This window comes from Gracilibacillus sp. YIM 98692, from assembly GCF_010993965.1.
In the GTDB taxonomy this organism is placed as follows: Bacteria; Bacillota; Bacilli; order Bacillales; family Amphibacillaceae; genus Gracilibacillus.
On the sequence record NZ_WIXM01000001.1, the window covers coordinates 198,087 to 217,733 of the forward strand.

Consider the following 19,647-nt stretch of genomic DNA (forward strand, 5'->3'; position numbering starts at 1 on the left):
AGAGGGAACATGATGGAAAAAATAATCAAAGCTTTAAAATATGCATCTACTGGATTAGTTTTTACTGGTGCACTTTATATTTCACCTCAAATTGCACAAGCAGATGGATTTTCGGATGTCGATACAAGTGATTGGGCATATGAACACATTATGAAAATGGAACAATTAAACATTATTAATGGATATCCCGACGGTACTTTTAGAGGGAATAACTCTATTCGTCGTGAGCATGTAGCAGTGATGATGGATCGTGCTTTAGACTTGCCGATTCATCAATCTTACATACCGTTTGAGGATGTATCAGACTCCAATGATTACCTTAATGCGATTAAGGCCGTTCAACAAGCTGGTATTTTTACCGGTGACAGAGGAAATTTTATGCCGAAAGCAAATTTGACAAGAGCACAAATGGCGAAGGTTATTGTAGAAGCTTTTAATCTGCCGATCAAGAAGGGGCACGCTTTTTCTGATGTAGCCGATTCTAATTGGGCAAAAGATTATATTTCTACGATTGCTTACTATGATATTTCTACAGGAAGCAAGGGCAATTATATGCCTGATAATGACGTTACACGCCGACAGTTTGCTACTCTCATCGATAGAGTTTTCAATTTGCAGTTACAAGAAGAACAGCCTCCAACAGAGCAGGCAAAGGAAAAAAAATATCGAGGCACATACATTTGGGAAGCTGAAACACTTATCAATGAAAAAGAAAAAATCATTCAGTTTGCGAAAGAAGAAAATATTAACCTATTATATACACGCTTAGATCTTACACAGCCTTTCAGTGCTTATTCTGATTTTGTGGCAGAGGCCAATCAAGCTGGTATTGAAATCCATGCGATGGGAGGACATCCATCTTGGGCCCTTAAGGAAGAAGAAGCAAGGATGCTCAAACTAGTGGATTATGTTAAAGAGTATAACAATACAGTCGATAAGAACCAGCAGTTTACGGGGATTCATCTTGATGTGGAGCCATATGTAACACCTTCCTGGGCTGAAAATGAACAGGAAGTATTATCTCAATGGATGAATAATATTGAATTATTCGTGAAAGAAACCAAACGAGAATCTAATTTAGAAGCAAGCATGGACTTAGCGATGTGGTTTGATGATACGAAGACTCCTGGGCATCCTGACACCCCATTTTATCAATGGGTCATCAACCAAATGGACCATACGTCTATAATGGCTTTTCGTGATCAAGCGAAAGGCTCAGGCGGTATCATTGATATGGCTCAAAATGAAATCGATTATGCAGAAAGCACCGATAAAAATATGATCATCTCCGTAGAAATAAAAGAAAGTAAAAATAATCCACATATTTCCTTCCACGAAGAAGGTGCAGCAGTGATGGAAGAACAATTAGACATTGTAGATGAAGAGCTTAGTTCTAATGCCGCATACAACGGTTATATAGTTCATGCCTATCGTTATTGGAAAAATCATTAGAAATTTTTCCCTCACTCGTCTCACGCATAGTGCTTAATCGACGCTGCGGAAAACTTCCCGCTTTCACCCAAGGGCAAAAGTGAGACATCATTCCAGCGAAGGCAATACACGAAGACTCCTGTGGGAAAGCGAAGACGTTGAGCCCCCACAGGGAGCGATAATCGCGAGCGAGGAGGCTCAACGCGAGCCCACGGAAAGCGTAGTCTATTGCCGGAACGACTATAGACCACCATATAAAATGTTCCATAGGTAGTCATTTATAGCAACTGTTTAGAAAAAAAACAACAAAGCATACGAAAAAAGCAGCCGAGGGGAGATAGTTTTCTCCTCTGGCTGCTTTTGTTATTTTATTTCTTCTGTAATGATACCTAGTTGTTTTGATTTCAATACAGCTTCTGCTCTTGTTTTTACTCGAAGCTTTTTAAAAATTTCTGTCAAATGGTATTCAATCGTTCGAGGGCTCTTAAAAAAGGTCTGTGCAATTTCTTTATTACTCTTCCCTTTCGCTACTTCCATTAGAATTTCTTGTTCTTTTGAATTGATCGATACTTCACTTGCTTCTTCCAAATCTTTTTTTTCCGATTCATGAACACGCACTTCCGTTTTACGTAATTGCTCAAACAAAGAAACCGGAATAATGGCTTTTCCTTCTACTCCATACCGAATAGCTTGAATGAGTTCTTCTCTTGAAGCTGTTTTACTAATAAAACCGCTCACCCCAGCTTCCACTAATGTATTAAAATAAGGACCAACTTCATGGCCTGTATAAATTAAGATAGGTGCCGTCTTCCCCATGGAACGAACCTGCTTGGTTAACTCAATCCCATTCATTCCATCCATACGTAAATCAAACAGCATAATGGTAAAGTCCTCATCTTTTAATATATCAATCGCTTTGCCTGGACTATCAGCAATCGTTACTTGCATATCTTCCTCTTTCTCAATGATTAATTTAGAACCCTCTCCTATCACTGGATGATCATCCACTAACATAATTGAAATCAATACTATTCCTCCCACTACATAACTTCAGAATAATTTTTTATTTCTAAATCTGTTTGAAGTAAAATGGCCACTTCTACGCCTGCATTTTCTGAAGAAAATACCTCCATACTGCCTTGAATACTATTGACGCGTTGCCTAATACCTACAAGTCCCATGTTTTGACCCGAACTGTATGGTGTTTTCGGCGGAAAACCTACCCCGTTATCTTTATAAGATAAAAATACAGCATGACCTTCACTTTTTACCTCTATAACAATGTGGCTTGCTTCGGAATGCTTGGAGGCATTATTTAGTAATTCTTGAACCACACGGTAAATCACCAGAGCTTGATCATCTCCAAGATTCGCCTTAAATTCTTGTGAAATAAATTCTATATCAAAACTTTCGCGAGAACGATATTGCTGAATTAAATAGGATAATGCTTCTACAATTCCTGTTTCCTTTAAAAAAGGTGGCCTTAATAACGTGCATGTTTCACGAATTTGCTCCACAACTCCTAGTAAACCTTTTTGCAATTCTATTAATGGTTCTCTTATGGATTTAGACAACTGATCGTTTTCCAATAAATCCTCCACTTTTCTATACCATACCAATTGTTCTTGTAAGGCAGAATCATGCAAGTCAGAAGATAACCTTGTCCGTTCTTTTTCCGAAAGTCTAAATAATAATCGCAACATCCAGGAAGGCATGGCCTGATCATTATCCAACGATTGTTTCATATCTTCTGTTACACCTTCAATCAATTGGAAGTTTTCATACACAATACTCGCATAATGAACAAGCATCTTTAGCCAACTCTGTTCGTCTTGGTTAAATGGTGTATAATTCGCCTTTTGCTGGACCCATAGAACATGAATAGAATCATGCTGTTCACTAATGATATAGCACAATCCACCTTCAATAGAGAATTGAGAACCAATCGATAACATAGAGTCATAATATTTGATATACATCTCGATTAATTCTTTTGGATATACTTCATCTCCAGCAGATAAGCTTGTACTTTCTTGCTCTTTGTTAAAACTTACAAGAGAGACATTTCTGATCGGAAGTACCTCTCTTACCTCTTTTATTAACCTTTTATCTAATTCCTCTCTCTTTACTATTTTAGCTATATCATAAGAGAAATGATCGAGATTAAATTGTTTCTGAAATAATCGATGCCGAACATTTAATTTCTCTTCTAAATAAAAAATGATAATAAGTGATCCATAGGTTAATATGGTAAGCCTAGCCCATTCTAAATAGGATAAATTGGTAAAGAACAACACTAACCCAATAATGATACCTGTGAGTATTAGTGAGATCAAAGCATAGTACCTCAGACGGCTATTAATAAAATCAATGTCAAAAACTTGATTCATAATAACTAAGTAAAGAAAGAACACTGGTAGAAAAATAAGACATGCAGCCGATAAAGAAGCAGGAATCAATTCAACACCAAATATGATATTAGGTAATGCAGTTAAAAAGATAAACGGGAAAAAGGATACCACAATACCAAAAATTGCATTTTGTAAAATAGGTCTTTGAACCGTTTTTCGGAACTTCATATAATGATAAATAAGGACAACAAAGCTCAGTAAAAATTCCAGAGAAAATAAGAGTAATTGTGCATTTCTAATAGAAGCATACAAATTACCAATATAAACAAAGATCGATAACATACCGAGTAAAACCACGAATACATTTACCGCATAAATCATAACCAAATACTTCTTTTTCATGAATTGGATCTGGTAATTAAAAAAATATCGATAATGAAAATGAATAAAAAAGGAAGGGACCATCATCATCGATAAACTATTAATAATACGCGCAAACGAATCTGTCCGAGCTGAAGCCCCTGCGCTCAAATAACCGAGTCCAACAGCAACAAAAAAGGCCACTAAAATGAAAACCACTTTATCCTCTCGTTTTTTCCAATAAATATAAACGGAGAACCCAATAAGCACTAAAAATACGAGCATTGGCAATAACGTATGATATAAAAGGGTATTATAATTCCGTGGTGCTTGCACCTCGTATTCCAGTTGATAACCATTACGCAGCACTGTCATTTGATCAAGGTGGCCAACCACTCCGTACTGCTTAATAAAATGAAAGGAATCAGGGGTTTTTCCATTAATTTCTGTAATGATATCGCCAGTCTGAATCTTTCTTTGGGCTGCCCAGCCTATCGAGTCTACCTTTGTGATTTCCCATTGCCCATAATTGTTTTCTTTTACATCAAGTCCTACATACGTTTCAGTCATGGTGACATAAGCCATATATAAACCGATTAGCATGATAATGGCTAAAAAAAAACAAACCACTTCTTCATGTAAATCCCCTTTCATGTTGAAATAAAAAAACCAGAGAAGCTCTGGCTTTTAATTGAATGTATGATATTTTACTGCCAGTAACAATTCTTTACATTAACACGCTGATCATTATTATCTTTAGTTAATACATCCATTACTGCTGCTTTTTCCATTTCGGAAACACCTGCTAATTCAAGCTTGCCCTCTTTTAATTTTTCGATAAGGTCGGGATTTTTTACTAATTTTTCAACTATATTCTGTAACATATGTTTTCCTCCTCATTTTTTCATAATTTTATATTTTTTCTATATATTCCCGCATGTCATGCTTCCATTCTTGTCTAACTTGCAGGTCTAACATTCTATCTAATGCTTTTCTTTGGTAAAAACGCTTTAGTACTTTGACATATGACACAACTGGAGAGTGATGAATCCATCGAAATAAGACCTCTTCTCTTTTGACCATAAACGCTTTGTCTACCTTTCCAGCATAATAATCTCGGATCCAATCCGCTTCTTGATCCCTCTCCTTCGTAAGTAACAGGATAGGAAGTGTCCATTGCTTATGCAGTAAATCATTCTTGACATCCAATCGGAGCAATCCGTCGATATCATTTGCTAATTGTGCTGCCATTCCGAAGCTTTCCGAGTAATCCTTAATAATTTCCTTTTGTGTGGAACGTTGGAGTATTGCTCCAATAAGCGTTGCACAAACCATTAGGGACCCTGACTTTTCTTTCATCATGCATAAAAATTCTTTTTCGGTAGCACAGGAACTCTGAAGATCTTGGTGTTGCCCTTTTACTGCTCGCAAAACCTGTTCATCTACATACTGAAGTGCTTCCAACTTTAAGTCGTCGTCAAAACGAGATTGTCTGAGTACAAGCTTACTTAACATTAAAAAACCCGTTGATATATTCATGGAAGTAGAAAAAGAATTCATAGACCAAGGTTTTTCCTTGTCATCTTGATCCTGTAAATCATCCAGTATATCCAAGGCCAACATTAAAAACTCTACTGCTGCTGAAGCATGAACAATGCCTTTGCATTTTTCCTCATCGTCCATATGATAATGGAACTGAGTTAACGAGGAGAAAGAAAATCCTTCTTGCCTCTTATATAATATGTAGGAAATAGCATGCTCTTGGAGGTCATTATCATCCAAATGTGTATTCACCACCTTAAGCATTAATTCTATTATTTCATCACATGGATAATCTGGAATGGGAATGAGGCGTCACCTCTCTCTTTCTATTAAATTCAGAATTAGCTTATCATAGTCTATTATCCAAAAAAAGGTTCTTTAGTAGTGTGTAAATAATCATAAAAAGTCCAATCTGCGCTTGCTTCATTTGTCCTTTTTACTAGATGAAATTGCTCTTATGCCTGCTTATATTAACCAGGCGTAATATAATTGTAACAATGAATGGAAGGAGGAACATATAAAGGGAAAGAGTGATTATGAAGTAAAATAGAGATCAGAACATGCATGAAATAACATTTTCACTCTCTTACATAATTTACCACTATTTTATTCGTTTTACAATTAGATATCAATTATTTTAAATTCTATTTACTCTTATTGATAATAAAGAGAGTTTTTATCCTCGATTAGAATGAATGAATAGATTGTGTAAAATTTTCTATATAATTTCCAATTTATGTATATAAATGAGTATTTTATCATGTTTTTAGATAACATTACAGAAGTGTTAATTTTTTGTTAAATCATTAGAACAACATAGTTTCCGCTGTCGTTGTAAGAACCTTTCTATCTACTGAAAAAGGTGTGCCTCTCCCTCTCATCGAAAATCCTCAACAAAATAACCAAACCTTTGTTTTTAATAAAGCCATTTGGTGCATCATAATATAATATAAAGGAATCGATTTCGTACCAATCACAAAGGGGGGATCTGCCATCTTTCATCTCATCCCGAAACGTTCGCCCGACTTAAAAGCAATCAAAAAAGAATTGAAAAAGAAAGCCGGCCAATCCAGCCAAAGTCCATACGAAGCTTCGCTATCCAAAGAAGAGCGGCAAATCGTACATGACATAAAGCAGGAAATCAAACAGAAAAATCTCAATAACGTGGTGCGGACTAATGCCTACATCGCATTCTATAACAAATACCCAGAAATCGAATGGGCATTTCTCGCCCATATGGTGTCCAGAAATGCAGGATGGAATATGACCGATTTAAAAGGAAGCTACTTATCAAAGCTGCTAACAGAGCAAAATCAAGAAGACTTTTTCCTCTTCTTAGAACGAGGTAATTGGCTGATTTTTCAAGATGCGTATCCGCAGCTAAGATTATATGAAGAAAGCAGGAAGAAAAAGCAAAATCTATTCCACCTCCTCCCTTTATTTGGGGTATCTTCCTTTATGGAGGTGATGTGGAATCATTTTTATGATAACCGCAACCATTATTTAATCTCGACCGCCCTGATCATCAATGAACAAACCTATATCGAAAAAAGAATGGTGCAGCATACCCAATATCAACTAGAAGTATTAAAGTCCTTAGAATTCCAACTTCAAGACTTACTAGGTCTTAATCAAATCCTTTTTCCTGTACCAAAAGAGGAAAAAGTCAAGGTTGTTGGGCAATCAGTGCATCACTTCGCTTCTTTACACGACCGAATTTTGTTAGGCAAACGATTATATCAATTGCTCTTTGACAAAGACTATTATGATCACATTTATCAGTGGGCCGTGAGACAACCACATACCGGCTCCAGACAAGATTTTTGGCCGGATATCTTTCACTCAGTCAACGAAGCAGCACCACACACTGTACCCGAGGTGGAAAAATGCCAATTGAAAGAAAACTCCCCTCGCATATACAGTCCTTTTTTAGAAGATGTGTGGGATAATACCCAACAAAAGCCAGCTGAACAAGGCGATTGGTATACCAATTCAAAAGTTGTCCGTTATTTAAAAAAGAACGAATTAAAATTAAACGCCGATATGCAAAAAGAATACTGCAACACCTTAGAAAAACTGCACTTCGCTGTTGTCGCAAAAGGAGTCTTTTCTTAAACTTTTATAAAAAAAACGAAAGAGAAAGGCCTAAAACAGTGCACCTAAAGGCCATCCATTAGAGCCTCTCCCCAAAACTAGACTTTCCTTGCCATCTTCTGCACCGGATCCCATGCCCCATTGTATGGCGGGGCATATGCAAGATCGAGGTCGGTGAGTTGCTGCATCGTCATGCGATTATAAAGCGCAGTAGCTAACACATCGATTCGCTTATCCACACTCTGCTTGCCAATCACTTGTCCTCCAAGCAGTTGGTTATTTTTTTTATGGTATACGAGCTTGATATGCAGCTTTTCACTGCCAGGATAATAACCGGCATGATCCCTTGCAGTCGTTTCCTCCACCGCATAAGGTAGCTTTAATCGTTTCGCTTCCTTTTCTGTCAAACCTGTACGCCCCAAGGTGAGATCAAAAAATTTAATGATCGAAGTACCGACAATGCCTTTAAATGTTAACGGATTTCCAGCCATGTTCGCACCTGCAATTCTGCCTTGTTTGTTAGACGTTGTGCCAAGCGGGATATGATCCTCTAACTGTTTCACGATGTGATAATGGGTAGAACAATCACCCGCAGCATAAATATTAGGAAGGGATGTTTTCATATAGGCATTTACATGGATCGCACCTTGCGGATTCATATGGATGCCCGTCCCCTCTAAAAACTTGGTACTTGGCCGCACGCCAACACTTAAAAGCACCAAATCGGTTGGATAGGTTCCTTTATCTGTCGTGACAGCTTGAACTCGCTTATCGCCTGAAAAACTTTCGACTTCTTCTCCTATTAGAACATTAATGCCATGATCTTTCGCTTCTTTCTCAATCAACTCTGCCATATCTGCATCAAATATCTTGGCAAGCTGATCTCCCCGTTGAATCAATGTCACTTTTTTACCAAGGGATTGAAAAACTTCTGCCATCTCCAACCCTACATATCCTGCCCCAACGACTGTCACATGCCGAACATCATCGGTAACATCTTGCTTAATGCTTTCCGTATCCGGCATGGTTTTCAATGTATGAATCCCGTCCAACTCGACTCCTTTCCAGTCAGGCACAATCGGATCAGCCCCAGTGGCGATCAGTAATCGGTCATACGTTATATGAAAGGGTTCTTTAGTTTCTGTATCCATGCCTCTCACCTGTTGCCTCTCCACATCCACATGCTTTACTGTGGTATGTATTCTTGCATCAATGCCATATTTTTCTCTAAACGTTTCCACGGTTCGAGCAATCACATGCTCAGTAGATGGCACCACCCCATTAATCACATAAGGTAAACCACATTGCCCATAAGAATAATCTTCTCCACGTTCTAGCACCGTAATATCCGCTGACTCATCGGTGCGGGTAATCTCCATCGCAGCACTCATCCCAGCTGCAACACCGCCGATAATCACATACTTCATCCGACATCCCTCCTTGCTCTTATTTTACCCTATATTAGAAACTTCTAACGGTAGCTTTACCTTTGATTTTGATTCGATCCTATAGTTAGAATTATTTTATAAGCAGTTTTTATGGAAATTCCGTTCCATACTGCGGTTAGGCGTCTTCTATTAGCAGTTTTATCCGAGATTTTATTCCATACTGCGATTAGGCGTCTTCTATTAGCAGTTTTATCCGAGATTTCATTCCATACTGCAGTTAGACTCCTTCTATTAGCAGTTTTATCCGGGATTTTCATTCCATACTGCGATTAAACACCTTCTATTAGCAGTTTTATCCGAGATTTCATTCCATACTGCAGTTAGACGCCTTCTATTAGCAGTTTTATCCGAGATTTCATTCCATACTGCAGTTAGACTCCTTCTGTTAGCAGTTTTATCCGAGATTTCATTCCATACTGCAGTTAGACTCCTTCTATTAGCAGTTTTACCCGAGATTTCATTCCATAATGCAGTTAGACTCCTTCTATTAGCAGTTTTATCCGGGATTTTCATTCCATACTGCGATTAAACACCTTCTATTAGCAGTTTTATCCGAGATTTCATTCCATACTGCAGTTAGACGCCTTCTATTAGCAGTTTTATCCGAGATTTCATTCCATACTGCAGTTAGACTCCTTCTATTAGCAGTTTTATCCGGGATTTTCATTCCATGCTGCAGTTAGGCGCCTTCTATTAGCAGTTTTATCCGAGATTTCATTCCATACTGCGGTTTAACGCCTTCTATTAGCAGTTTTACCCGAGATTTCATTCCATACTGCAGTTAGGCGCCTTCTATTAGCAGTTTTATCCGAGATTTTATTCCATACTGCGATTAGGCGTCTCCTATTAGCAGTTTTATCCGAGATTTCATTCCATACTGCGGTTTAACGCCTTCTATTAGCAGTTTTACCCGAGATTTCATTCCATACTGCAGTTAGGCGCCTTCTATTAGCAGTTTTATCCGAGATTTCATTCCATACTGCAGTTAGGCGCCTTCTATTAGCAGTTTTATCCGAGATTTCATTCCATACTGCAGTTAGACATCTTCTATTCGTAGATTTATCTGAAATTCCATTTCATATTATTATGAGTCTCTGCCTTCACTGCATGCAGAACAAAAAAGCATACCATCCTCATGCACGCCGTCTAAAAATCCATCTTTGCAATAAACTGCTGCCCCGCACTCCGAGCATTCTCCAACGAATTCTTTCATACATTCGCCTCCTTACAAAATGTCATCGAAAAACCTATTCCCATTTGTTGATCACCCGAAAAGTGTCTGATGTTTCTTCCATGAGATAAAGATGACAGCGCGATTCTGGCATCGGAAACGGCTGATGCAAGATTAACATCCATTGTCCCTCAAAAGTCTGAAACAACATACCATGCCCGCTGTCGCCTTTCACAAGAGGTTGAAGCTGTTCCCATGGTCCACCTAACTTATCAGAAGTAGAACGAGCAATCGATTGAACATATTTTCCCCGCTCGTAGCTTGACCACAGCATAATGAGCCTTCCGCTATTGGTACGATAAAGCTGACAACCATCCGATACATAGATCGTCCCATCATATCCATCAGGCTTTTCCCCTGTCACCCATGAAGCCTCTGAAGCACTAAACAAATGAACCGACTCACCATCTACGTCCGATAAATTATCCGTTAGCGGAACGGCTTCGATTGTACCATCCACTGTTTGAATCCATTCGTGACAAAAAACCATCCATGGCTTTTCAACCTCATCGATATACAGAGTACCATCTAGCGTCATGCGTTCCGCAGAAACCACCGGACCATCTTTCTTGATAAGCTGATAAGGGCCTGCTGGATGATCACTAACCGCAATACAAGTACCGCGCCAATGCTTTGGTAAGGGGATATCATTGATATCATCGAGCTTCTTATCTTGATGATGTAAAGTAACAAACAAAAAATATTTACCGTTATACAGGTGAACTTCTGGCGCCCAAGCACCGTGCTGCGGATGAGCCCAAGCTCCATCAGGAATGGTAAACACAACATATGGGCCCTCCCATTCGATTAAATCATTGCTTTTATATGTTATCACCCCATAACGTTCCATACCGTGAATGTTCGGAGCACCACTTGTAAACAAATAATAAACTTTTTCTTCTGGATGAGAATAGATAAAAGGATCATGCGCTGGAATATCTTTCAAACGATGACCCTTCTTAGGATTCGCCACATCCGAAGCATCATTAAAAATAGACATAAAATACCTCCTATAAAGTGAGACTTCCATCAGTGGGGGTGTCCTTTATCCCCACTGATGGTTAGCGAAACTTATCAGGGTGCTAACGGCCGTCTTCCCCCCACTTCTACTTCTTTTATTTTTCTAAAGTCTTGAAGTGGGTGCTTACGGACGATTGTTCACCGTGAAAATAGTGTTTTTTTGACATTATCCGCCCATTATTTCCCGGGACATAATTATTTCACAAAAAATCTAGGATGAAGGAAACGATAGATTTGATGACACATGCTAGAGTAAATGAAAATATCTATCACATAATACAAGTTACGGATCATGATATCGCTTTCTTAAAGAGAGTATATCCGTCTTTTATTCACTGTGTCAATTTACCTGATTAACTTATTACTCATTAAAATATGGATCGAATAATAAGTCATCCCATTCCCAAAATAGAAATATAAGAAGCCATGCAAATGTTATAAAAGAAGATTGAAAACACATGCCAGTTTATGGTACTGTATTTATGTAACCGGTTACTATTTTGTTTTACCTTCACAAATCCTTATGTCATCAAAGTAAAACACAGGCGAAATACCGTAAGATCCAAATCATAGTGAAAAGGAGAAATTCGGTAATGAATAAGAAGTTATTATGGTTATTAGCAATATCGCTTGGTTTTTTATTGATTGGCTCGATTAGCTATGCAAAAGTTAATAATTTAGCAACACCGAATAAAGAAAATGCCCAAGAGATTAATATCAATGTGGACAAAAAGCAGCAAGAAATTGATGGATTTGGCGCCTCTGGTGCTTGGTCGTTAGATCCTATTGGTGCGGAATGGTCAGAAGAAAACAAGGACAAATTGGCTGATTTACTGTTCTCACAAGACAAGGGAATTGGTTTGTCGATGTGGCGCTTTAACATTGGTGCCGGTAGTGAAGAAACCGATAAAGAGATTGTGACAGACCGCTTTAGAAGAGCTGAAAGTTTTAAATCAGGGGCAGATGAGCCCTATGATTGGTCCAAACAATCCGGTCAGCAATGGTTTCTCCAAGCAGCAAAAGAACGGGGTGTGGAAGAATTTATTGCATTTGTAAACAGTCCTCCTGTCTGGATGACAAAGAATGGACATGGACAGCCTGACCCGAATGTTGGCAGCACCAATCTAAAAGAAGAAAATGTAGATGATTTTGCTGTCTTTTTAGCTGATGTACTAGAACATTTTGAAGAAGAACAATTACCATTCCACTACATTAGTCCGATCAATGAACCAACATGGGATTGGAATTATGCTGGGCAAGAAGGAAACCGCTACAATATAGAAGATATAAAAAAGGTGATCACAGCACTACATCAAGAGATAGAAAACCGTGGACTTGAAACCGAAATTGATGCACCGGAAGCTGTAGAATATACATCACTGCTTGATGATGATATATATGCCTCGTTTACCGGAAGTGATAGCCAATATAGCAGCGGGAATGCTGGTGGAGCTTATCCTGGGAAATACCGTGAATATATAAAAGAACTTTTAGGAGATTCGGACATAAAAGAAATGGTCAGTAACAAAATTAGCGCTCACGCCTATTGGTCTGACCTTTTTACTGGAGAAGACCGTCTTATTCCTTTAAGAGAATCTGTAAGAGAGAATATGGATCGATATGATCCCAATGCAAAAATTTGGATGTCAGAATACTGTGTGTTGGGAGATCATGGTCATGGCCGAGACTTATCTATGGAAACAGCACTGGATGTTGCTCGATTGATCCACTTTGACATGGTAGAAACCCAAGCTTCTGCCTGGCAATGGTGGTTGGCTGTATCACCGTATGATTACAAAGACGGGCTAATCTATACAGATTACTCAGAGCAAGGTGATGAAGAAACGGTGATAGAATCTAAGTTACTATGGGCTTTAGGAAATTACAGCCGTTTTGTTAGACCGGGAGCATATAGAGTAGAGTTAGAAGGAGCAAATGATAAAGACGGCCTTATGGGGTCTGCCTATTATCAAGAAGAAGATGACCAACTCTCTGTAGTCCTAGTCAATGACAGTGATGAAACAAAACCCGTTCACATTAATACAGATAATTTACCTGGGAATAAAGGAGCTATCCAATTCCAACCATACGTAACTTCTGAAGAATACGATTTAGAATCTAAAAACTTATTCCCTGCTCATAAAGTCTTTCAAGTACCACCTAAATCCGTTGTCACCTTAGTCGCACAATAAAAGAAAAACGGAAAATAGAAGTAATACGGAAAACCGGCCTTTCTAAAAAGGTCGGTTTTTTTCCAAACAATAATTAATTGGTTTGTGAATTTTCAGGTAAAACTTGTTGGATTGCCTCACTCACCAGTGTCGCCGGACGGCCGAGAATTTTTTCAAAATCCTGACTTTCTATGTCTAATGTACCTTCTCGAATTCCTTTTTGAACCTGAACGACAAAAGGAACGATAGACTCTGGTAAACCAGCATCCTTCATCACTCTAGCATAAGTATCATCATCCACATGCTGCACTGGAATTTCCTTTCTAATCACTTTGCCAAGCACCGCTACAAATTCATCCTGACTCAAAGGTTTACCAGACAATTCATAAACCGTGTTCTCATGCCCATCTTCCGCTAAAACGGTTGCCGCTGCTTCCGCATAATCTTGCTGAAGCGCCCAGCCAACCTTTCCATTTCCTGCAGAAGTAACCCATGGCGCACCTGCTAAAACGCCTTGAATACTCGGAATTTCATTTTCTAAATACCAATTGTTTCGCAAAAAGGAATACGGAATCCCCGTTTTTAAGATAGCTGCTTCTGCTGCCTGATGCGGCGGAGCAAGAAAGTTTTCGCTCTCCTTTGCATTAGCAATGCTCGTATACGCCAAGAATTTTACCCCTGCACGCTCTGCCGCTTCTACCGCATTCGTATGCTGTTTCACACGAACTCCATTCTCACCATCCGTCGAAATAATAAGCAATCGATCCACTCCAGCAAAAGCATCATCCAAACTTTTTGGATCATCAAAATTCCCTTGTCGTACCTCTACCCCACGAGTACGCAACCCCTCAGCCTTCTCCGGATCACGAACACTAACAGCCAACTGATCGGCTGGTACCTTATTCAAAAGAACCTCCACAATTTTGAAACCTAACTTCCCCGTCGCACCAGTCACTAATATTTTCATCTGCACAACCTCCATTGTATATATATCTTAATTGTAACAACAATGGTTACATTATAATTCTAGATACAACGAGAAACATTGTCAATTCTTTAAACTCGTAAAAATGAAGGTGTCCTTCTAAACATAAGTAGTTCACTTAGCGTAGAGAAAAGAAAAAATCACAAAACAAATAGCATATTATTGCACTTAAATTGACACACAAAAAAGCTTGGTTAAAAATAAAAACTCTATTCTAAAAGCAAGCCTTGAATACGTTCTAGATTACCCGTCTTCTTTATCGAACCTCCTCCAATGACTAACGCTGCATTTCTTACCCTCTAATTCTTTTAACTTATCAAGTGAATTTTCTCCAAAATAAATCTCGCGTGGAATAGTAAAACGATTCATCATTTTGCCCCCTCCAGTTTTGATTGGTTTACATTAAGAAGTATAAAGTAGTATAGTTTAATAGAAGAACTTACTTGAAAGTGGTATAGTATCAAAAAAGGAACTAAAGGCGGGGTGATACCAATCGTACGTGATTTTAACCAGACGTTTAATTGTGAAAAAGAGCTAACGCTTACTGTAATTGGTGGTAAGTGGAAAATGATCATTTTGTGGTATTTAGGAAAAGAAGGAACAAAAAGATTTAGCGAATTGAAAGCACTCCTTCCAAATATCACACAAAAAATGCTAACAAATCAGTTAAGAGAATTAGAAGCCGATCAAATTATTCATCGCGAAGTGTATCCTGTCGTCCCTCCGAAGGTAGAATATTCACTTACAGAACATGGGGAAACCTTGATACCTATTCTTGAATCGATGTACGAATGGGGAAAGAACTATATAAATACTGTCGTTCATGAAAAAGCCTCCGTCGAAAAGTAAAAGTTGTATTGGGATCACTTAGAAGCTTTAGGATTCATTTCAATGTAAACCCCTTGTCAAATCAAGATTTTTTATAAAATAACCTCGTATTAAATATAAAAAAGCCTAATTTCTCGGTGTGTAGGTGAGAAATTAGGCTTTAGTTTAAAACCCCATTTATTGAAGAGTAGCACTTATAATTTGATATTATTATTCTTTGTCTTTAATCAGCTTGTCTATAACTACATGTATACAAAGAATATGTCATTTTAAATGCTAGAACAAAGCGGAATTATATCCAAACATTGATATATCAACGAAAAACAGCATACCAATAACTATACGACTTGGTATGCTATTTCACTTGTTTTCCACCAAAAGTGAACTGCTTATAACAAACAGGATACTTTTTAAAAAAATAATTGTACTTCCTATCCCCAGCCCATTCGCCAAATAAAAAAGCATGAGGAAAAAGCTTATGCTCTGCTACAGTAATCCTACCGTTAGAAGACCTTTCTTAATACCATCGTTTTCAACTGAGTTGGTGGTATATCTCGCCACTTTTTTCACTTCTTCTCTCGCATTGCCCATAGCCACACTATTTTGGACAGTAGAGAGCATCTCGATATCATTAAGACCATCTCCAAACGCATATCGGTGTTCTTCCGGAATACCTAGCTCTTGAGCGATCTTCTCAATACCTATCGCTTTGGAACCGCCTTTTGGAAGAATATCAACAGATAGAGGGTGCCACCTTACAAAATCAAAGTCCTCGAAATCCTGCTTATATTGTATTTCCTCTCCTTCTGTACAAAATAGCAGAGACTGATACAATTCACGTCCTTTGTAATAATCAGGATCATGAGTTGGGAATTGCTTAATCTTTAATGAAGCAATACTTTCCGTAATATGAGCATGTTCTGGAACATTCGCTTTCATATCTTCATGGTCCATAAAAACAACGGGATGATCTTGATGAACAGCCGTTTCCGTTAATTTTTCAAGGGATCCCATGTTCAATGGATTGGTAAATATCACCTCTCCATTTAGCACCACATACTGCCCGTTGTAGCTGACAAATGTGTCAATTTCTAATTCCTTTCGCAAATCTTCAAACATAAAAGGCGCTCGACCTGTGGCAATCGCCACGATATGTCCTTGTGCCTTTAGTTTAAAAACCGCTTCTTTCGTGGTAGGCGGTAACTTTTTGTCATGATTTAATAAAGTGCCGTCAATATCGAAGAAAATAACGCTCTGGTTTGTCAATTTAATTCCTACTTTCTATATATAATCGCCATTGCTCGCTATGATTGTACTTCATGAAACGCGTTCCATGTCAAACCAAAAGCATTTCTTTTCCCTTCAACATTTTATCCTTGATCTGAAACGCGTTCCATACATTATGCTAATTGTTGGAAGGTGTCATGGCACATTCTGATCATAATGGGCGTAACGCATAAGCGGCGTAACCATTATTTTTCAAAAGACTGTCCCATTTGTTTGATTCAGCAAACATAGGGGCAGTCTTTTTGGATTTTTAATTTCATATACAGATATGTTCTGCTATATATACCGAACGATCCCATACATAATGGGTAACAAAAGAATCCATAGGACCGTATTTAAAAGCCAACTTGAATTTGCTAAATCCACATCCAGTTTATAAAGTTGCGGCGGGATCAACGACATGAATGCAGGAGGCATAACAGCCATAATAAGAATAACGTTAATGACAATACCATTATTTAGATCATCTAATCCAAATAAGAAACCAATTGTAACAACAATAAGCGGAACCACTATAAATTTAATCGTTGATATAACAAATGATTCTTTCACATATCCTTTAACTGCTCTAAATTTCATATTATATCCCGTTGAAACCACTAGTATAAACGTTAATAAAGGAACTAAGACTTCGTTCAACGTTGAATAAAACTCTGGTCTTGACAATTTAAATACATTTAATATAATTCCTATTACAATTGCTGAGAAAGAGGCTACAATCAAGGGGTCCGTTATTAACCTCAATATAATCTCACTCCACTTTTTAACTGTATCTTTACTTTCACCTAAAAATTTTGCAATTGGAAAAAAGGTTGAATAATAAAGAAATTGTTCGAACAACATAAACATCGCAACATATGCTAAACTCTCCTCACCTAAAAATACAAAACATATAAACACACCAAAGCTGCCCCAATTCGAAAAAGCACCAGACGTAAACATTGATCCTATTTTTGGGCGAGTTAGCTTTAAAACTTTTGATGCTAGAAATGAAAACAAACCTCCTAAGACTAAAGTGAGAACTCCTAGGAGTGGTAATAAAATCAATTTTATATGATTTAAATCTACTAACCAGACAGCCCCTATAACAATAACCGGACTGAAAATAATGATTGCCAATTTTGCAGACCATTGCAAAATTCGTGCTAAAGGAACAGACTCTACAATAATGTTTTTCCTTTCTAAAGCTTTTAACTGCTTTCCAAGAGCTAATCCAACAATGATAAGTGTGATAGTAAATAAAAAATCCGTGTAAATACAAAATCCTCCCACTCTACTCATAACTACTTTTATCAAATTGCCTATTCTCATTTCATCTTTAAAATAATTCAATATTTAGCATTTTGTCTAGATATACCCATTTTAATTAACGTAAGAATAGCATTCTACTATAATTATTACCAATTTTATCATGTATTTTTAAACTAATATTACAAATCATCATTTTACACATTTTCTCCATAATTTCTATTTACAATTAGTAATATAAATAGATTAGTTTTAGGAGAGTAAAAATGATAAAATTCATATTATTTATTTCAACTTTCATTACTGTTAATACGATTTTTATTTCAAATGCTTTCGGTGAAACTAATCCTTCTCCACCAACAGTTGTAAGTGAATCTGCCATATTATTAGAAGCAAATTCAGGACAAGTTCTCTATGAGAAAAACACTAACTCACAAATGTATCCTGCAAGTTTAACAAAAATAGCTACAGCGATCTACGCGATTGAAACAGGAAATCTCAATAATACAGTTAGTATTAGTAGTAATGCCAGCGCTCGAAATGTAGAAGGTACAACAGTGTTTTTGGAAGAGGGGGAGGAAATACCTTTACACAAACTGGTTCAAGGACTATTAATTAACTCAGGTAATGATGCAGGGATAGCAATTGCAGAGCATTTGAGTGGAAGTGTAGAAAAGTTTTCTGAAGAAATAAATGCTTATCTTAAAAGCGTTATTGGTGTAAAAAATACTAACTTTACAAATCCTCACGGTCTCTATGATCCAAAGCATACTACTACTGCAGAAGATTTAGCAAAGATAACACAGTATGCTGTCAAGAACAAAACTTTCAAACAAATATACGGGACAAAAAAATTAAATTGGGATGGAAAATCATGGGATACTACACTAATCACCCATCACAAATTATTAAAAGGAGAAATTCCCTATGAAGGAATAACTGGTGGAAAAACTGGGTTTGTAAATAAAGCAGGTTATACGCTAGCAACAACAGCAGAAAGAGATAAATTAAGTTTAATAGTTATTACTCTAAAAAGCGATAGGAAAAATGAAGCATATGATGACACTATTAAGTTATTAGACTATGGCTTTAATCATTATCAAACCTCTTATATGAAAGAAGGCAAAACATTTACGATTGGCGGTAAAAAATTCATTACTCCTGAAAAATTAGCTTATACACATCCTTTAGAATCGCAATTAGAAAAACAAGTCAATTTAGATGGGAAATTGAATGTTGTGAATAAAGAAGGAACCATTATCAACTCTTATCAATTAAAGAACGTTCCTAAGAAAAATAACATAAATAAAGAAGTAGCAGAGATTAAAAATATTCGTAATAATAATAAAGATGTGGATACAAAAACAAATTTTGAAATGGATTATATTTTGTTAGCTCAAATCTATTTATTTGAAGCCTTATCATTAACTGCTTTTGGATTGATATATAGGAAAATGAGGAAATTCTACCCTTAATTAAATCATCTTTAATGTAAGATGAACAAAACTGCGATAAAGTAAAAATTTTAATCCTTAAAATGAGCTCTGAATACTACCAGTGGTGGAAAGAGAGTATCCCCCTTCCACCACTGAAAACTATACCCGGAGAATTGGTTTGAAAACTTGTATTAAACTTTTAGACAATATTGTTT

16 protein-coding genes are annotated in these 19,647 nt (G+C 37.3%); 5 read left to right on the plus strand and 11 right to left on the minus strand.

Annotated features, from left to right (window positions below):
• The first annotated feature begins 12 nt into the window (after positions 1-12).
• Positions 13-1,452, plus strand: a complete 1,440-nt coding sequence (locus GHD00_RS00870; protein WP_205600688.1) for an S-layer homology domain-containing protein — start codon at positions 13-15, stop codon at positions 1,450-1,452.
• 342 nt (positions 1,453-1,794) lie between these two features.
• Here GHD00_RS00870 and GHD00_RS00875 read toward each other — a convergent pair whose 3' ends face one another.
• Genes GHD00_RS00875 through GHD00_RS00890 form a run of 4 tightly spaced genes read right to left on the minus strand, consistent with a single transcriptional unit; the run spans position 1,795 to position 5,924 of the window.
• A complete protein-coding gene (locus GHD00_RS00875) occupies positions 1,795-2,457 on the minus strand; it encodes a response regulator transcription factor (protein ID WP_163536206.1) in 663 nt (220 codons plus the stop codon).
• 14 nt (positions 2,458-2,471) lie between these two features.
• The gene (locus GHD00_RS00880; RefSeq protein WP_163536207.1) at positions 2,472-4,796 is read right to left on the minus strand and encodes an ATP-binding protein; all 2,325 of its coding nucleotides are present in this window, start codon (positions 4,794-4,796) and stop codon (positions 2,472-2,474) included.
• A 53-nt stretch (positions 4,797-4,849) separates the two neighbouring features.
• Complete coding sequence (gene comX / locus GHD00_RS00885; RefSeq protein WP_163536208.1) at positions 4,850-5,026, minus strand: competence pheromone ComX; 177 nt, start codon at positions 5,024-5,026, stop codon at positions 4,850-4,852.
• 28 nt (positions 5,027-5,054) lie between these two features.
• Positions 5,055-5,924, minus strand: a complete 870-nt coding sequence (locus GHD00_RS00890; protein ID WP_163536209.1) for a class 1 isoprenoid biosynthesis enzyme — start codon at positions 5,922-5,924, stop codon at positions 5,055-5,057.
• An 807-nt stretch (positions 5,925-6,731) separates the two neighbouring features.
• On the opposite strand from GHD00_RS00890, the gene GHD00_RS00895 reads away from it, so the two are divergent.
• A complete protein-coding gene (locus GHD00_RS00895; RefSeq protein WP_240468551.1) occupies positions 6,732-7,799 on the plus strand; it encodes a DUF2515 domain-containing protein in 1,068 nt (355 codons plus the stop codon).
• Positions 7,800-7,876: 77 nt separating this feature from the next.
• Here GHD00_RS00895 and GHD00_RS00900 read toward each other — a convergent pair whose 3' ends face one another.
• From GHD00_RS00900 to GHD00_RS00905, 3 genes are all read right to left on the minus strand, one after another.
• The gene (locus GHD00_RS00900; RefSeq protein ID WP_163536210.1) at positions 7,877-9,205 is read right to left on the minus strand and encodes a CoA-disulfide reductase; all 1,329 of its coding nucleotides are present in this window, start codon (positions 9,203-9,205) and stop codon (positions 7,877-7,879) included.
• A 1,105-nt stretch (positions 9,206-10,310) separates the two neighbouring features.
• The gene (locus GHD00_RS21195; RefSeq protein ID WP_276208241.1) at positions 10,311-10,439 is read right to left on the minus strand and encodes a hypothetical protein; all 129 of its coding nucleotides are present in this window, start codon (positions 10,437-10,439) and stop codon (positions 10,311-10,313) included.
• A 34-nt stretch (positions 10,440-10,473) separates the two neighbouring features.
• Positions 10,474-11,457, minus strand: a complete 984-nt coding sequence (locus tag GHD00_RS00905) for a glycoside hydrolase family 43 protein (protein WP_163536211.1) — start codon at positions 11,455-11,457, stop codon at positions 10,474-10,476.
• Between the two features lie 613 nt (positions 11,458-12,070).
• Here GHD00_RS00905 and GHD00_RS00910 point away from each other — a divergent pair.
• Positions 12,071-13,669 carry a glycoside hydrolase family 30 protein gene (locus tag GHD00_RS00910; protein WP_163536212.1) on the plus strand — a complete coding sequence of 533 codons (1,599 nt, stop codon included), beginning with the start codon at positions 12,071-12,073 and terminating at the stop codon, positions 13,667-13,669.
• A 73-nt stretch (positions 13,670-13,742) separates the two neighbouring features.
• On the opposite strand, the gene GHD00_RS00915 is transcribed toward GHD00_RS00910, so the two are convergent.
• Positions 13,743-14,615 carry an SDR family oxidoreductase gene (locus GHD00_RS00915; protein WP_163536213.1) on the minus strand — a complete coding sequence of 291 codons (873 nt, stop codon included), beginning with the start codon at positions 14,613-14,615 and terminating at the stop codon, positions 13,743-13,745.
• A 261-nt stretch (positions 14,616-14,876) separates the two neighbouring features.
• On the minus strand, positions 14,877-15,005 hold the full coding sequence (locus tag GHD00_RS21200) for a hypothetical protein (protein WP_276208242.1): 129 nt from the start codon (positions 15,003-15,005) through the stop codon (positions 14,877-14,879).
• 120 nt (positions 15,006-15,125) lie between these two features.
• Between GHD00_RS21200 and hxlR the strand changes: the two genes are divergently transcribed.
• The gene (gene hxlR, locus GHD00_RS00925; protein ID WP_163536452.1) at positions 15,126-15,482 is read left to right on the plus strand and encodes a transcriptional activator HxlR; all 357 of its coding nucleotides are present in this window, start codon (positions 15,126-15,128) and stop codon (positions 15,480-15,482) included.
• A 465-nt stretch (positions 15,483-15,947) separates the two neighbouring features.
• Here hxlR and GHD00_RS00930 read toward each other — a convergent pair whose 3' ends face one another.
• Both GHD00_RS00930 and GHD00_RS00935 read right to left on the minus strand, forming a co-directional pair.
• Positions 15,948-16,727, minus strand: a complete 780-nt coding sequence (locus GHD00_RS00930; protein ID WP_163536214.1) for a Cof-type HAD-IIB family hydrolase — start codon at positions 16,725-16,727, stop codon at positions 15,948-15,950.
• 297 nt (positions 16,728-17,024) lie between these two features.
• Positions 17,025-18,044, minus strand: coding sequence for an AEC family transporter (locus GHD00_RS00935; protein WP_163536215.1), 1,020 nt, complete (start codon positions 18,042-18,044; stop codon positions 17,025-17,027).
• Between the two features lie 218 nt (positions 18,045-18,262).
• On the opposite strand from GHD00_RS00935, the gene GHD00_RS00940 reads away from it, so the two are divergent.
• A complete protein-coding gene (locus tag GHD00_RS00940) occupies positions 18,263-19,471 on the plus strand; it encodes a D-alanyl-D-alanine carboxypeptidase family protein (RefSeq protein ID WP_163536216.1) in 1,209 nt (402 codons plus the stop codon).
• Positions 19,472-19,647 lie beyond the last annotated feature (176 nt).

Coding starts and splice junctions, on each gene's coding strand:
- GHD00_RS00870 (WP_205600688.1), top strand. CDS start 13: ATGGAAAAAATAATCAAAGCTTTAAAATATGCATCTACTGGATTAGTT.
- GHD00_RS00880 (WP_163536207.1), bottom strand. CDS start 4,796: ATGAAAGGGGATTTACATGAAGAAGTGGTTTGTTTTTTTTTAGCCATT.
- comX (WP_163536208.1), bottom strand. CDS start 5,026: ATGTTACAGAATATAGTTGAAAAATTAGTAAAAAATCCCGACCTTATC.
- GHD00_RS00900 (WP_163536210.1), bottom strand. CDS start 9,205: ATGAAGTATGTGATTATCGGCGGTGTTGCAGCTGGGATGAGTGCTGCG.
- GHD00_RS21195 (WP_276208241.1), bottom strand. CDS start 10,439: ATGAAAGAATTCGTTGGAGAATGCTCGGAGTGCGGGGCAGCAGTTTAT.
- GHD00_RS00905 (WP_163536211.1), bottom strand. CDS start 11,457: ATGTCTATTTTTAATGATGCTTCGGATGTGGCGAATCCTAAGAAGGGT.
- GHD00_RS00910 (WP_163536212.1), top strand. CDS start 12,071: ATGAATAAGAAGTTATTATGGTTATTAGCAATATCGCTTGGTTTTTTA.
- GHD00_RS00915 (WP_163536213.1), bottom strand. CDS start 14,615: ATGAAAATATTAGTGACTGGTGCGACGGGGAAGTTAGGTTTCAAAATT.
- GHD00_RS21200 (WP_276208242.1), bottom strand. CDS start 15,005: ATGATGAATCGTTTTACTATTCCACGCGAGATTTATTTTGGAGAAAAT.
- GHD00_RS00940 (WP_163536216.1), top strand. CDS start 18,263: ATGATAAAATTCATATTATTTATTTCAACTTTCATTACTGTTAATACG.